The following is a 14,162-nucleotide window of genomic DNA, read 5'->3' on the forward strand; positions in this document are numbered from 1 at the left end:
GCATACGAGATTGGCTGGAGTGACTGGAGTTCAGACGTGTGCTCTTCCGATCTGGGCAGCGGCGCCACCGGCTGGTCGGCGCCCGTCGTGGCGCGCTCGGCCGCCATGTGCGCCCGCGCCGCCTTGATGATGTCCCAGGCGCTCAGCTCATCGGTGGACGGCGGGGTGTGCATCGCCGGGGACGTCAGCTCCGCCGCGACGGCCTGCGGCACCGCGAACCCCGTCGACGGCGGCGGGACCTGCGCCAGCCGGCACCACGTCAGCCCCAGCGTGTAGGTGGTGGCCAGCAGCGCGCCCAGCGCGTCGGCGTCGTCGCCGCGCAGCGCCTCGGGCAGCCGCCCCTCGCGCGGCCACAGCGCCCGCAGCGGATGGCCGGGCTCGGCCAGCACCGCCTGCAGCGTCCGCGCGCTGTCGGGATCCAGCCAGCGCTGCAGCGCCGACAGCGCGTTCGGCGCCGCCTGCAGGTCGGCGGCCAGCACCGCCACGCCCGCGCGGCGCACCTCGTCGTGCCCGCGGCCGCCCGCCGCGGCCGGCCGCGGCCCGGTCAGCCCGGCCACGATCTGCTGCAGGTCGTACAGCGCCAGCCGCAGGTACTCCCCGGGCGCGGTGTCGCGCACCATCGGCGTGGCGTACTCGGCCGGGCAGCGGCGCCGCCACTCCTGCACGATCGCCTCCGGCCCGTACCGGACGGTCGCCAGGTCCTGGTTGACCATCCGCAGCGACGCCGCCGTCACCGCGGCCAGCGCGTCGGCGCCCGGACGGAACCGCGGGTCGGCCTGCAGCCCCGCCGCGACCTCGTACATCACCCGCGCGATGTGCGCGGCGCCGCCGCCGTCGCCCGCGCCGAGCCGGTGCACGTAGTACCCGGCGAGCGTGCCGAAGTCGGGCGGCATCATCCAGTGCAGCCGCTCGGCCGGCGTCGTCAGGAACGGGATGAACGACTCGATCAGCGGATGCTCGGTCAGCACCACCGGCGACCCCGCGCACCACAGCAGCGCCCCCCACGCCGCCGCGACCGTGCTGGGCGTGCCCGGCTGGAACATCGGGTCGCGCTGGGCGAACTGCGCCGGGTTCACCGCCAGCGCGGTGGTGAGGGCCTGCGAGATCCGCGCCACCACCGCCGTGTCGGGGACCGGGCCGAGGAACCCCAGCGGCGCCACCCGCCCCGCCGCCAGGTCCGGGCCGGTCGGGTACAGCTGCGGCGGCACCGGCGGCGTCCCCGCGCCGTGCGGCGCGGGCACCGCGACCCCGCGGTCCTCGAACGAGGCCGGGGGAGGACAGGGATGCCACGTGCCGTCCAGGCCGCACCGGTACCAGCGGCCCCACGCGCCGAACAGCCACCACTCCCCGGCGCCCCACAGCATCCGCGCGGCGATCTGCGCGGCGCGGTCCTGCGGCTGCGCCGTCCGCCACCACGGGGAGGCCACCAGCTCCCGCACGTTGCCCTCGACCGCCGCGAACAGGTCCCCGCTCGGCCCGCCTCCGGTTCCACCGGGTCCGCCCCCGGCCGCCTGCCAGCTCACCCGGCGAATAGTAGTCCTCCCGGGCGGTACGCCCGGCATTCACGCGATCGCCCGACCACTCCCCGCCATCGACCGGTAAGGAGTGTTATGGCAGGATGCTCATGAACATGGGCCGGGACGGGCGGCCACGGCGCGGCGCCGCGACACCGGTCCACACGACGAGTCCAGCGCGCGGGCCGGGGAAACGGGCCCGCGCGTGGCCGCGCGCGGGAACGGGACGGGCGGAGGGCTCGGGCAGTGACAACGGACGGTGCGGCGCGCACACGCGCCTGGGGCCTCGGCCTGGCGGTGTTCTCCTCGATCTGCTTCGGCGCCTCCGGCCCGTTCGGCAAGGCCCTCATCGAGGCCGGCCTCGGCCCGCTGCAGGCGGTGTGGCTGCGCCTGACCGTGTCGGCGCTGGTGCTGGTCCCCCTCGTGGCGGTCCTGCGCGGCCGGTCCGCCGCCCGCGGCCTGCGCCCGCACCTCGGCCGCCTGGTCCTCAACGGCCTCACCGGCGTCGCCGGCTGCCAGGCCTGCTACTACCTGGCCGCCTCCCGGCTCCCGGTCGGCGTGGCGATCCTGCTGGAGTTCTGCGGGCCCGTCCTGGTGCTGGTGTGGCTGCGGTTCGTGCGCCGCGCCCACGTCCACCGCACCGCCGTCGCCGGGATCGCGGTCGCCATGGCCGGGCTCGCGCTGGTCGTCCAGGTGTGGACGGGCCTGAGCCTGGACCCGCTCGGCCTGGCCGCCGGACTCGGCGCCGCCGCCTGCCAGGCCAGCTACTTCCTGCTCGTCGACCGGCTCGCCGGCGAGGTCGACCCGCTCGTGATCACCACCGGGGGGATGCTCGTCGCCGCCGCCGCGCTGACCGCCGCGGCCGCGCCCTGGGCGCTGCCCTGGGACGTGCTGCCCGCCCGCGTCCCCGTCGGCGCCCACACCGCGCCCGGCTGGGCGCTCATCGCCTGGATCGCGCTCGTCAGCACCGTGCTGGCCTACATCACCGGCGTCGCCGGCCTGCACCGGCTGTCGGCCCAGGTCGGCGGGGCGATCTGCTACACCGAGGCCGTCGCCGCCACCCTCATCGCCTGGGCCGCGCTCGGCGAGCACCTCACCCCGGCGCAGCTGACCGGCGGCGCCATCGTGCTGGCCGGCGCCTACATCGCCCAGCGCGCCGCCACCGGCCCCCCGCCCGCCCTGCACGCCACCGGGCCCGCCGCCCCGCACGCCGCCCCGCACGCCGCCCCGCACGCCGCCGACACGACGGACGGCCCGGTCACCGGCTCCGATGTCTTCCCGGTCATCGGCTCGGTCACCGCCGGGGCCCACGCAGCCACGCCCACGGCGGAGCCCGCCCACCGAACGGGCGGGACCGCGGGCCGGGCGGGGGACGAACCCGCGGGGACCGAGCCCGGCGCCGCGGGCGACGCGCCCGGCGACATCGCCCCCGCCTTCGGCACCTGACCACGACACCTGACCACGACACCTGACCCCGCCCGCCCCGCGCCCCCACGGGGACGCCTCAGGCGTTCTCCGCGCGGAACCGGCGCGCCCCCAGCGCCACCGACACCACCAGCAGCACCACCGTGACCAGCGCGCCCTCACCGACCGCCGCCGTCGCGTAATCCCCCCGGAACGCCGCCCGCGCCGCGTCCACCACGTACCGGAACGGCGTGCACCGCGACACCGCGTCCAGCCACCCCGGCGCCAATCCCATCGGCAGCAGGATCCCCGACAGCAGCATCAGCGGCAGCGTCACCGCCGACAGCAGCGGCGCGAACGCGTCCTCGCTGCGCGTGCGCATCGCCAGCACGTACGACAGCGACGCGACGCTCACCGCCAGCCCCACCACGAACAGCAGGCCCACCGCGACGCCGGCGGCCGGCGCGCGCAGCCCCAGCGCGAACGCCGCCCCCAGCAGCACCACCGCCTGCGCCACCAGGACCACGGTGTCGCGCAGGACCCGGCCCAGCAGCAGCGCCGTCCGGCTCACCGGCGTCACCCGCAGCCGCTCCACCACGCCCGACCGCAGGTCACCGATCAGCCCGAAGCCGACGAACGCGGCGCCGAACAGCGCGAGCTGCACCAGCACACCCGGCACGAACACCTGCCAGGCGTCCCCGGACCCGAACCCGCGCACCCCGCCCAGCCGCGTGAGCAGCGGGCCGAACAGCAGCAGGTACAGCAGCGGCTGCGTCAGCCCGAACACCACCGCGACCTTGCTGCGCAGCGTCTGCCGCAGGTACCGCCCGAAGATCAGGCGGGTGTCGGACACCGTCCGCGCCATGGACATACCGGTTCTCCTTCATGTGAGAGGGACGAGCTCATGCCAGAAACGGCCCCGGTGGGGCCGCAGAGGAACAGCGCCGCCGTTCCGGGGCGGCTCAGGCGGCGGCGTCGCGCAGGGACCGGCCGGTGACGGCCAGGAACACGTCGTCGAGCGTCGGACGGGCCAGGCTCACCGACGCCAGCACCACCCCCGCCGCGTCCAGCGACCGGACCAGGCCCATCAGCTCCCGCTCGCCGTCCTGGACCGTGAGGCGCACCGTACGGCCCGTGACCGTCGCCTCCCGCACCGCCGGATGCCGCGCCAGCGCCGACCGGGCCCGCTCCGCGGCCGAGGCGGGCGAGGCGGCCGAGGCGGGCGAGGACGCGGCCCCCTCCCCGCCCGCCGGACCCGGTTCGCCGGCGCCCGACAGCTCCAGGGTCACCACGTCGCCGGCGACGCGGCGCTTGAGCTCGGCGGGCGTGCCCCGCGCCACGATCCCGCCCCGGTCGATGATCAGCAGCCGGTCGCACAGGGCATCGGCCTCGTCCAGGTAGTGGGTGGTGAGGAAGACGGTCGTGCCGTCCCGGTCGCGCATCGAGCGGACGTGCTCCCACAGGTTGCCGCGGCTCTGCGGGTCCAGGCCCGTGGTCGGCTCGTCCAGGAACAGCAGCCGCGGACGGTGCACGAGCCCCAGCGCGATGTCCAGCCGCCGCCGCTGGCCGCCCGACAGCGCCGCCGACGGCCGCGACGCCGGCACCGTCAGCTCCAGCAGCTCGCACAGCTCGGCGATCCGCGCCCGCCGGTCCGGCACGCCGTGCAGGCGGGCCTGCAGGTCCAGCTCCTCGCCGACCGGGACCGACGGGTCGGTGCCGCCGCCCTGCGCCACATGGCCGATGCCGCGCCGCACGCCCGCCGGGTCGGCGCGCAGGTCGCACCCGGCGACGGTGGCCGTGCCCGCGGTCGGCGCCAGCAGCGTCGTCAGCATCCGCACGGTGGTGGTCTTGCCCGCGCCGTTCGGGCCGAGGAAACCGACGATCTCGCCCGCCGCGACCGACAGGTCCACGCCTCGCACGGCCTCGACCGTGCCGTGCCTGGTGGTGAAGGAACGGGCCAGCCCGCGCGCTTCGATCACGACTACCTCCGGGGAACAGGGGGAACGGGGGAACGACGCCGATAGAGTAACCACAAATTTTAAGTCACACCAAATTTTAAGTCGCCCCATCAAAGGTAGGATCCGGGCATGGGAGACGAGGGAGGACGCCCCGAGCCCGCCGCGCTCGGCCTGCGCGAACGCAAGAAACGCGAGACGCGCCGCCGCATCGCCGACATCGCCACCGGCCTGTTCCTCATGCGCGGCTTCGACAACGTCACCGTCGCCGACGTCGCCCGCGCCGCCGACGTCTCGGTCAACACCGTCTTCAACTACTTCAGGACCAAGGAGGACCTGTTCTTCGACCGGCAGGGCGAGCACATCGAGCAGGCCGCCCGCGACTTCCGCGACCGCCTCCCCGGCGAGGGCGTCGTCGCGCTGTTCCGCCGCCGGTTCCTCGAGGGCCTGGACGCCCGCGCCTACCGGACCGGCTTCCACGAGGGCGTCGAGCAATGGGTCCGCACCGTCCACGACAGCCCCGCCCTCACCGCCCGCCAGCGCGAGATCGGCCGGCAGGCGCAGGAGGTGCTCGCCGGCCTGCTCGCCGAGGAGACCGGCGCCGGCCCCGACGACCCCACCCCGCGCGCCGCCGCGGCGATGATCTTCGCGGCGCAGAGCACGCTCATCGAGGAGATCGCCGAACGCAAACGCGCCGGCGAGACCCTCCAGGAGATGAGCGCCGACGTCTACGCCGCCGCCGACCGCGTCTTCACCCTCCTCGAACGGGGCCTCGGCGACTACGCCGCCGCCCCCGCCCGGCCCGCACCGCCCGACGGAAAATGAGTGTCGGGGCGCTCCCCGGCCTTCCTAAGATCCATGATTGCGGAGGCGAACAATCATGGACGACACCCCCACGTTCCTGGCCCACCTGGAGACCCACGACACCGCCCTCACCCTGCCCAGGGGAGGCGACCTCACCTGGGACGACGCGGACCTGCACCGCGCCGCCCACACCCGCGACCCCGAGGGCTACGCCCTGCTCGGCCTCGCACCCGGCGTCCTGGCCCGGCAGCGCGCCCGCGTCCTGCTGCAGATCCTCGCCGCCTCCCAGGCCGGACTGGACGAGCCCACCCGCGCCGTCCTGGCCCGCGTCGCGCGGATCCTGACCCTGGCGCTGCCGCCCGCCCACGTCATCACCGTCCTGCTGGCCCTGCGGCGGCTGCGCGCCAACCACAAGCACACCACCCGCACCGCGCTGCGGTTCGTCCTGGAGCACCCCCACGCCGACGCGCTCATCGCCGCCCGCCGCCCCGCCCTGCGGGACTGCTTCGAACACGCCCTCGGCACGGCCGCCGCCCGCGGCTGCGCCCGCCGCATCGACGGCGGCGACACCGGCTCGGACTACCTGCGGCGCCGCCTGCTGCGCTTCCTCACCGACCCGCACGCCGCGCCCGCCCGCGTCCAGGCCCTGTACGCCGCCGGGCACCCGGCAGGGCACACCGCTGGACAGGCCGCGGGACGCGACGGCGCCGCCGCCCCCGTCCCCGCCGAACCCGCCCTGGCCGTCGACGACGCCCGCCACCGGCCGCCCACCGTCACCGCCACCAACCGCGGCGACATCGCCGCCACCCTCGTCCACCTGTACCGGGGCGGGCCCGCCGCCGACCTGCACGCCGCGCTCGGCCGCCACCTGGGCGCCGCCGTCGCCGCCTTCCCCCGCTTCGAGGGCACCGTCGCGCTCGTCCTGGACGCCTCGGCGTCCATGCGCGGCTACGGCGAACGCGAATGGGCGGTCCTGTCCCAGGCCGCGGCACTGCGGATGCTCCTGGCCCGCGTCTGCGCCCGCCTGGACGTCATCGAGGTCGGCGGCGGCGAACGCGACCCCGGCGGCGCCACCGACCTGGCCACCGGCGTCCTGGACGCCCTCGGCGCCCCCGGCCACGCCCCCGACCTCGTCGCCGTCGTCTCCGACGGCTATGAGAACCTGTTCCCCGGCGACCTCGCCCGCGTCGTGGCCACCCTCCCGCGCGCCGGCGTCACCACCCCCGTCGTGTTCTGCCACGCCATGTTCACCGGCAGCGACGACCTGCGGCTGCGCCGCCCCGACCCCGCCCTGCCCCAGCGCGGGTTCTGGCACCAGGACGACTTCGCCGACCTGCTGCCCTGGATGTTCGGGCACTGCGCCGCCGGCGCGCCCTGGCTGCGCGCCGCCCTGCACGCCCGCCTGGACGACCTGGACCGCCGCGCCGCCGCGCTCGCCGCCTGACCCGCACCGAAAGGAGCACCATGACCCGCACGCCGACCCCCGCGACGGCGCTCGAGACGCTCCTGCCCGGCCCCCTCGGCCTCGCCGGGCACCGCCTCGGCACCCCCCAGCAGGCGGGCGCGCTGACCATGGTCCCGATCGCCGGACCCGCCCACCCCGGCTTCACGCCGCCGCGCACCGGCCTCAAACTCACCCGCGTCGCCGGCTACGGCCGCGTCGAACTGCACAACGGCGCCCCCACCGGCGTGGCCATCGTCCCCCTGCACATCGGCTACATCCAGGACGCCGCCCAGAACCACGCCCTGTGCCGCTCGGCGTTCCTGGCCGCCGGGCAGAGCCTGATGTTCGAGGACGCCTGCTGCGTCCAGCAGAGCCAGGGCGGCTACCTCACCGAACGCGACCAGTGGTTCTTCGTCCTGCCCGCCGAACTGCGCGCCCGCGCCCTGGAACTGCGCGGCGTCCACGGCTACGACAAGCTGTGGGCCGACATCGCCGACCTCAACGCCCGCTGCGGCCTCGCGCGCCGCGGCCACCTGGAACAGATCCTGTCCCGCAAACGGCCCGTCCTCACCCAGTTCCAGAGCCGCCTGGAACTGCAACCCGGGCAGGTCGGCGCGCTGTTCTTCGTCGCCGGGCGCTTCACCGGCCTGGAGATCGCCCCCGACCCCCGCTACTTCGCCGAGATGTGGACCGCGCTGGTGTGCTTCGCCTACGGCGTCGCCGCCTGGCGGGCCGAACCCGCCCCGCCCGGGCCCGCCGCCCCCTACGAGGCGTCCGACCTCGCCGGACTGCGCGGCGCCCTGGCCCGCGACCGCGCCGCGCGCCTCGCCCAGGTCACCGGCTGGCTCGCCGCCGCCCCCACCGGGCCCGCCGAACTCCAGGAGGAGGACCGCTACCTCGGCCTGCGCCTGTCCACCCTCACCGCCCCGCACCTGGCCGGGCAGATCGTCACCGACGGCGACCGCACCGTCTACGCCTCCCTCTTCGCCCGCTGACCCCGGGGCGATCCCGTAAAAGGGTTGCCCCGGGGGACCCCGACCCACTTCAATCGGAGGTGCGGGAACTGAGCCGGGCACGTCAGGCAGAACCCTGATTCCAAGTCTGGGATAATCGTCTGCTAAACGATCCTTGAGCCCGACGAGGCGCCGGCCACCTGTCCCGCCCACCCGAGCCCGGCCCCACCGGACCGCGCCCACCCGGCGAACCCCGCCCCGGGCGTCCACCGGGCACGCCGGACACCCGGCCGCGGTGCGGCGTCACGAACGAACCCGCCCACCTCGCCCGGCCGCGCACCCCAAGAGCGGCCCGGCCGGCGGCACCGCGGCTGAAGAGTCGGCAAAGGTTGCGCCGCCGGACGGAAGGAACGGCGAGCCGGACGCGCACCCCCGGTTACCGTGCGGTACATGCCGCAGACGCCCGGCGACCCGCCCGCCGACGTCCCGCCCGACGGACCCGGCGCACCCGGCCCGCCTCCGGCCCCGGCTCCCACCCCCACTCCCGCAGCGCCTCCCGCAGCGCCTCCCGCAGCGCCTCCCGCGGCGCCTCCCGCCGCGTCCATGCCGCCCTGGCTGCCCCGCGCGTTCCTGCTCGCCGGCGCGACCGTCCTGCTGTTCGTGGTGGGACTGTGGCTCGCCGAACGGCTCCGCGACCTGCTGCTGGTCCTGCTGACCTCCCTGTTCCTGGCGTTCGCCATCGAACCCGCGGTGAACTGGCTGGCCGCCCGCGGCTGGCGCCGCGGCGCCGCGACCGGGGTGATGTTCGCGATCATCGCCGTGTTCGCCGTCGCGTTCATCGGCGGGATCGGGTCCCTGCTGGCCGGGCAGACCACCCGCCTCATCGACGCCTTCCCCGACTACGTCCGCCGCTCCATCGACTGGACCAACGCCACCTTCGGCACCCACCTGTCCCGCGACACCGTCTTCCAGCGCCTGCCGACCGTCACCGAGCAGCTCTCCCGGCACCTGTCCCAGCTCGCCGGGAACGTCGTGGGCATCGGCGCCACCGCCCTCGGTGTCGTCTTCAAGCTCCTCGGCATGCTGCTGTTCACCTTCTACCTGTCCGCCCAGGGCCCCCAGTTCCGCCGCACCGTCTGCTCGGTCCTGCCGCCCCACCGCCAGCGGCAGGTCCTGTCGGCTTGGGAGATCGCCATCGACAAGACCGGCGGCTACATCTACTCCCGCGCGCTGCTCGCCATGATCTCCGCCGTCGCGCACTTCATCGCCATGGCCGGGCTCGGCGTGCCCTACGCGCTGACCCTCGCCCTGTGGGTCGGGGTGGTGTCCCAGTTCATCCCCGCCGTCGGCACCTACCTCGCCGGCGCCGTGCCCGTCCTCATCGCCCTCACCAAGGCGCCCTCCACCGCGCTGTGGCTGCTGCTGTTCATCACCGCCTACCAGCAGCTGGAGAACTACCTGCTGCAACCCCGCATCACCGCCAGGACCCTCGACATGCACCCCGCCGTCGCGTTCGGGCTCGTCCTGGCCGGAGCCGCCGTCGCCGGGCCCCTCGGCGCGCTGCTGGCCCTGCCCCTCGGCGCGAGCGTCCAGGCGTTCGCCGGCGCCTACGTGCGCCGCTACGACATCGAGGAACACCCCCTCACCCTCACCAAGGCCCCCGCGCCCCGCCCCTGGCCCCCACGACGCTGGTGGCGCCGGATCCGCCGGCGCCGCTGACCCCCCGCCGCGCCACCCGCCCCGGCGTGTGACCCGTTGGGCGTGTGACCCACCTCTCGGCCCGCCCCGGGGGCCGCGCGAGCCGGGCATCGGGCAGGATCGAGGGATGCGGGTGCCTCGACCGGGGGACGGGCGCCTCCCCGGCGGGGCGCCGTCCCGCGCGCTGCCGGTGGCCGCCGCCCTGGTCACGGCGGCGGCCACCCTCGACGTGCTGGCCGGGGGACCGCTGCGGCACCTGGACCACCAGGTGTTCTCCGGCGGCCTGCCGCCCCGCTCGGGCGCCTGGTACTGGACCTGGCGGACGGTGGTCAACGGCGGCCAGTACTGGATCGTCGGGTCCCTGGCCGCCGTCGCCTCCGCCGCCGTCGCCTGGCACCGCCGCAGCCTGCCGCTGCTGGCCCGCGCCGGGATCTGGCTCGCCGCCACCGAACTGGTGGTCCGCGCCGCGCAGACGGCCCTGGCCCGCACCCCGCCCCTGGCCGGACGCGACGCGCTGCTGGACGGCGGGCACCTGTCCTACCCCTCCGGCCACGCCGCCAACGCCGCCGCCTGCCTGCTGTTCATCGCCGCGATCACCGGCGCGTCCCGCCGCGCGACCATCGCCGCGCACGCCCTGGCCGCCGCGGTCGCCGTCGCCGTCGTCGCGCTCGGCTACCACTGGCCCACCGACGCCCTCGCCGGCTGGGGCACCGGCGTCCTCATGGCCTGCGCCGCCCGCGCCCTCGTCGTCCCCGCCCCGCCCGGCCGCCGCGGCGCCCGAAGCGCCGCCGGTCAGTCCCGCGCGGCCTCCTCCAGCAGCGCGGCCAGCTCATCGGGACGGGAGAACATCGGCCAGTGACCGGTCGGCAGCTCCCGGTGGGTCCACCCCGGCCCCGTCATCTCCGCGAAGACCGGATCGCCGCCCTCGGCCATCCGCCGGACCGCCTCGAGCGGGAACGTCGACACGATCAGCGTGCGGGGGACGTCCGGCGGCGGCACCGGCCGCACCAGCGGCTGGGTCACCGTCCCGAACGGCTGCGGCGTGCCACGCCCGCGCATCGCGGCCAGGTGCTCCTCCGAAAGCCCCGCCAGGTTCACCGGGTCGGCCGACGGGTCGAACGGCGGCGGCGGAAGCATCCGGCCCCGCCCGTCCCGCGCCACCCGCTCCTCCAGCTCGGCGCGCTCGTCCGGCCCGTAGAAGTCGATCCCCGCCAGGCCCGAGGGCATCGGCCCGCTGTCGACGTAGACGAGCCGCGCGATCCGCCCGGGGACGCGGTCGGCCGCGCCGGTCGCCGGCAGGCCCGCGCCGCTGTGCGCGACCAGCACCACCCGCTCCGGCCCGGCGCCCTCGATGACCTGGACGAGGTCGGCGACCTGCGCGTCCACATCGACGTCCGATGCCGCCTCGCCCGCCCGCTCGGCCACCCCCGGCGGCGTCACCGCGTGCACCACGTGCCCGCCCGCGCGCAGCACCGACGCCACCTCCTCCCACGCCCATCCGCCGAGCCAGTAACCGGGAACCAGTACGAACGTCGCCATCACGTTTCCTCTCCTCGTGGATGCGCGCCCACCGTAGGATCGAAACCGGACAGAAACCGCCCGGATCAAGTGGGTGACCCGTGTCACATCCAGTGCCGTCGCATCCCACCACCCGCATCCTGGCCATGCTCGAACTCCTGCAGGCCAACCACCACATGAGCGGCGCGGAACTGGCCCGGCGCCTCGGCGTCGACGAGCGCACCGTCCGCCGCTACGCCACCCGCCTGGACGACCTCGGCGTCCCCGTCACCGCCGCACGCGGCCGCCACGGCGGCTACCGGCTGCGCCCCGGCTACAAGCTGCCGCCGCTCATGCTCACCGACGACGAGGCCACCGCCGTCGTCCTCGGCCTGCTCGCCGGCCGCCGCCTCGGCCTGCCCGGCCAGGCCACCGAGAGCGCCCTGGCCAAGGTCCAGCGCGTCCTGCCCGCCGCCCTGCGCGAACGCGTCCAGGCCCTGCAGGACACCCTCGGGTTCACCCTCGCCGCCCGCGACGCCGCCGCCCCCGCCACTCAGGCCCTGCTCACCCTCGCCGCCGCCGCCCGCGACCGGCGGCGCGTGCGGCTGCGCTACCGGTCCTTCCAGGGCGCCGACAGCGAACGCGACCTCGACGCCCACGGGCTGGTGTTCCACTCCGGCCGCTGGTACGTCACCGGCCACGATCACCGCAGCGGCGAGGTCCGCACCTTCCGCGTCGACCGCGTCGTGTCCGCCGAACCCGGCACCGACCGCTACGAGATCCCCGACGACGCCGACCCCGTCCAGCACGTCACCCGGTCACTGGCCCGCGTCCCCTACGCCCACGAGGTGGAGGTGTTGCTGGAGACGACCCTCGCCGAGGCCCGGCGCCGCGTCCCCGCCTCCACCGCCACGCTCACCGGCCACGACGGCGCCGTGCTGATGACCACCCGCGCCCAGCACCTGGACGGCATGGCCCGCATGCTCGCCGGCCTCGGCCACCCCTTCGTCGTCCACCGCCCCGACGAACTGCGCGACCACCTGCGCGCCCTCGCCCGCACCCTGGAGGCACAGGCCGACCGCCGGCCCCCCGCCGGCCCCGCGCCGTGACCCGGGCTAGCGGCCGGCGCCCTTGGCGGCCCGCGCCGCCCACTCGTGCTCGAGCATCGCGTACACGACCTCGTCGGTCCACTCGCCCTTGACGATCTCGTTCTGCAGCAGGTGCGCCTCCCGGCGCATCCCCAGCCGCTCCAGCACCCGCGCGGACGCGGCGTTGCGGCCGTCCAGCCGCCCCACCATCCGGTGCAGCCCCAGGCCCTCGAAACCCAGCCGCAGCACCACCGCGGCGGCCTCGGTCGCGATGCCCCGCCCGTGAAAGGCGGGATTGAGGATGTACCCGATCTCGCCCTGCCGGTGCTCCCGGCTGCGCCACTGCAGGTTCACCTCGCCGGCCAGCGCCCCGCTCTCGCGCCACACCACCGCCAGGACGAGCCAGTCGCCCTCCTTCTCCACGGTGGACGCGCTCATCTTCTGCTGCAGGAACGATCTGGACTCATCGAGGTTGCGCGGCTCCCAATACAGGAAACGCGCCACCTCGGACAGGGACTGGTAGGCGTACAGGCCCTCCAGGTCGCCTTCGCTGAACGGCCTGAGCAGCAGCCGCTCGGTCTCAATCGGGTATGTGGGACGCAGCACACGGTGATCCTATTCACGGTGCTCCCCGCGGGGCGACCCGCGATCGCCGGGAAGGTCCTCCGGATCGGCCGCACGCGTGTCGCGCAACTCCACGTAGGGCTCCTCGCCGGGAGGCCGCCCCGCCGCGATCGCACGGGACCTCTCCAGCTCGGCGTTCATCTCCGCGCCCAGCAGGATCGCCAGGTTGCTGATCCACAGCCACACCAGGAAAACGATGACCCCGGCCAGGCTGCCGTAGGTCTTGTTGTAGGAGGAGAACCCGGCCACATACAGCGCGAACAGCGCCGAGGCCACCAGCCACAGCACGATGGCCAGCACCCCGCCGGGCGTCACCCACCGGAAACCCCGCTTGGCGTTCGGGGACGCCCAGTACAGCAGCGCGAACAGGAAACTAACGATGAGCAGCAGCACCGGCCACTTGGCGATGTTCCACGCCGTGACCGCCGCCGAGCCCAGCCCCAGCGCGTCCCCGGCCTTGCGCGCCAGCGGACCCGACACCACCACCGCGACCGCCGACGCCGACAGCAGCACCAGCGTGACCAGCGTGACGCCGATCCGGATCGGGATCGTCTTCCAGATCGGGCGCCCCTCGGGAACGTCGTAGACGATGTTGGACGCCCGCATGAACGCCCCCACGTACCCCGACGCCGACCACACCGCCGTCACCAGCCCCGCCAGGGCCACCAGCCCCGCCCCGCCCCGGTTGCCCTGCAGCTCGGTGAGCGCGCTGACCAGCAGCTGCTTCACCGGCCCCGGCGCCAGCCCGCCCAGGTTGTCGATGAGGTCCTGCGACACCGACGTCCCGGCCAGGCCCACCAGCGACACCACCACCAGCATCGCCGGGAAGATCGACAGGACGGCGTAGTAGGTGAGCGCCGCCGCCCAGTCGGACAAGGCGTCCTTCTTGAACTCGGCAGCCGCGCCTTTGACCGCCCGTCTCCACGACGGCGCGGGCAGGTCGGTGGGGGCGTCGGGCGTGTGCATGCGCGTCTCCTCCGGGGGGTCAGGAACGGCCGCGGAACCGGCGCGGACCTCCTCGCCGCAGCGGATTCCCGCCTCCCGTGGGCGCCACGTTCACCCGCACCCGCGGGATCACCGCCCGCGACGGCGGCCGCCCTCCGTACGACGTCTACCTGCGGGCCCTGGCCAGCGGCGCGTTCGAGGAGCGCCGGGCGGAGGGTTCGCTGCGCGTCCTGGAA

Annotated in this window: 13 protein-coding genes and 1 pseudogene; 8 read left to right on the forward strand and 6 right to left on the reverse strand. The window is 75.5% G+C overall.

From position 1 onward, the window contains the following. On the reverse strand, positions 1-1,523 hold a 1,523-nt coding region (locus E1291_RS45460; protein WP_131741673.1), incomplete at its 3' end, for a hypothetical protein. Between the two features lie 237 nt (positions 1,524-1,760). On the opposite strand from E1291_RS45460, the gene E1291_RS31235 reads away from it, so the two are divergent. Next, entirely contained in the window at positions 1,761-2,960 is a 1,200-nt protein-coding gene (locus E1291_RS31235) for an EamA family transporter (protein ID WP_131741674.1), read from the forward strand. A 58-nt stretch (positions 2,961-3,018) separates the two neighbouring features. Here the strand turns inward: E1291_RS31235 and E1291_RS31240 are convergent, their stop codons facing one another. Both E1291_RS31240 and E1291_RS31245 read right to left on the reverse strand, forming a co-directional pair. Then, positions 3,019-3,789, reverse strand: a complete 771-nt coding sequence (locus E1291_RS31240; RefSeq protein WP_207401033.1) for an ABC transporter permease — start codon at positions 3,787-3,789, stop codon at positions 3,019-3,021. Between the two features lie 91 nt (positions 3,790-3,880). Continuing rightward, positions 3,881-4,897: an ATP-binding cassette domain-containing protein gene (locus E1291_RS31245; RefSeq protein ID WP_131741675.1), complete on the reverse strand. Its 1,017-nt coding sequence runs from the start codon at positions 4,895-4,897 to the stop codon at positions 3,881-3,883. Between the two features lie 108 nt (positions 4,898-5,005). Between E1291_RS31245 and E1291_RS31250 the strand changes: the two genes are divergently transcribed. From E1291_RS31250 to E1291_RS31270, 5 genes are all read left to right on the forward strand, one after another. Beyond that, the gene (locus E1291_RS31250; RefSeq protein ID WP_131741676.1) at positions 5,006-5,698 is read left to right on the forward strand and encodes a TetR/AcrR family transcriptional regulator; all 693 of its coding nucleotides are present in this window, start codon (positions 5,006-5,008) and stop codon (positions 5,696-5,698) included. A gap of 55 nt (positions 5,699-5,753) precedes the next feature. Next, positions 5,754-7,121: a VWA domain-containing protein gene (locus E1291_RS31255; protein WP_131741677.1), complete on the forward strand. Its 1,368-nt coding sequence runs from the start codon at positions 5,754-5,756 to the stop codon at positions 7,119-7,121. A 20-nt stretch (positions 7,122-7,141) separates the two neighbouring features. Then, positions 7,142-8,116, forward strand: a complete 975-nt coding sequence (locus E1291_RS31260) for an ARPP-1 family domain-containing protein (RefSeq protein WP_131741678.1) — start codon at positions 7,142-7,144, stop codon at positions 8,114-8,116. A 408-nt stretch (positions 8,117-8,524) separates the two neighbouring features. Then, complete coding sequence (locus E1291_RS31265; protein WP_131741679.1) at positions 8,525-9,793, forward strand: AI-2E family transporter; 1,269 nt, start codon at positions 8,525-8,527, stop codon at positions 9,791-9,793. A gap of 106 nt (positions 9,794-9,899) precedes the next feature. Continuing rightward, positions 9,900-10,631: a phosphatase PAP2 family protein gene (locus E1291_RS31270; protein WP_131741680.1), complete on the forward strand. Its 732-nt coding sequence runs from the start codon at positions 9,900-9,902 to the stop codon at positions 10,629-10,631. On the opposite strand, the gene E1291_RS31275 is transcribed toward E1291_RS31270, so the two are convergent. Beyond that, positions 10,565-11,311 carry an alpha/beta fold hydrolase gene (locus E1291_RS31275; RefSeq protein WP_131741681.1) on the reverse strand — a complete coding sequence of 249 codons (747 nt, stop codon included), beginning with the start codon at positions 11,309-11,311 and terminating at the stop codon, positions 10,565-10,567. The two genes, E1291_RS31270 and E1291_RS31275, sit on opposite strands and share 67 nt — an antisense overlap. 80 nt (positions 11,312-11,391) lie before the next feature. Between E1291_RS31275 and E1291_RS31280 the strand changes: the two genes are divergently transcribed. After that, positions 11,392-12,378 (forward strand): helix-turn-helix transcriptional regulator, encoded by a 987-nt coding sequence (locus E1291_RS31280; protein ID WP_242614490.1) that lies wholly within the window; start codon positions 11,392-11,394, stop codon positions 12,376-12,378. A gap of 6 nt (positions 12,379-12,384) precedes the next feature. Here the strand turns inward: E1291_RS31280 and E1291_RS31285 are convergent, their stop codons facing one another. Next, positions 12,385-12,963, reverse strand: a complete 579-nt coding sequence (locus E1291_RS31285; protein WP_131741682.1) for a GNAT family N-acetyltransferase — start codon at positions 12,961-12,963, stop codon at positions 12,385-12,387. Between the two features lie 9 nt (positions 12,964-12,972). Then, positions 12,973-13,947, reverse strand: coding sequence for a YihY/virulence factor BrkB family protein (locus tag E1291_RS31290; protein WP_131741683.1), 975 nt, complete (start codon positions 13,945-13,947; stop codon positions 12,973-12,975). A 119-nt stretch (positions 13,948-14,066) separates the two neighbouring features. On the opposite strand from E1291_RS31290, the pseudogene E1291_RS44285 reads away from it, so the two are divergent. Continuing rightward, a pseudogene (locus tag E1291_RS44285) lies at positions 14,067-14,162 on the forward strand (class I SAM-dependent methyltransferase); the annotation flags it as partial.

It is taken from the genome of Actinomadura roseirufa, from assembly GCF_900659635.1.
Lineage (GTDB): Bacteria > Actinomycetota > Actinomycetes > Streptosporangiales > Streptosporangiaceae > Spirillospora > Spirillospora roseirufa.

Excerpts from the sequence above, each read along its gene's own strand:
- E1291_RS31240 (WP_207401033.1), bottom strand. The coding sequence starts at position 3,789 with ATGTCCATGGCGCGGACGGTGTCCGACACCCGCCTGATCTTCGGGCGG.
- E1291_RS31250 (WP_131741676.1), top strand. The coding sequence starts at position 5,006 with ATGGGAGACGAGGGAGGACGCCCCGAGCCCGCCGCGCTCGGCCTGCGC.
- E1291_RS31255 (WP_131741677.1), top strand. The coding sequence starts at position 5,754 with ATGGACGACACCCCCACGTTCCTGGCCCACCTGGAGACCCACGACACC.
- E1291_RS31260 (WP_131741678.1), top strand. The coding sequence starts at position 7,142 with ATGACCCGCACGCCGACCCCCGCGACGGCGCTCGAGACGCTCCTGCCC.
- E1291_RS31265 (WP_131741679.1), top strand. The coding sequence starts at position 8,525 with ATGCCGCAGACGCCCGGCGACCCGCCCGCCGACGTCCCGCCCGACGGA.
- E1291_RS31270 (WP_131741680.1), top strand. The coding sequence starts at position 9,900 with ATGCGGGTGCCTCGACCGGGGGACGGGCGCCTCCCCGGCGGGGCGCCG.
- E1291_RS31275 (WP_131741681.1), bottom strand. The coding sequence starts at position 11,311 with ATGGCGACGTTCGTACTGGTTCCCGGTTACTGGCTCGGCGGATGGGCG.
- E1291_RS31290 (WP_131741683.1), bottom strand. The coding sequence starts at position 13,947 with ATGCACACGCCCGACGCCCCCACCGACCTGCCCGCGCCGTCGTGGAGA.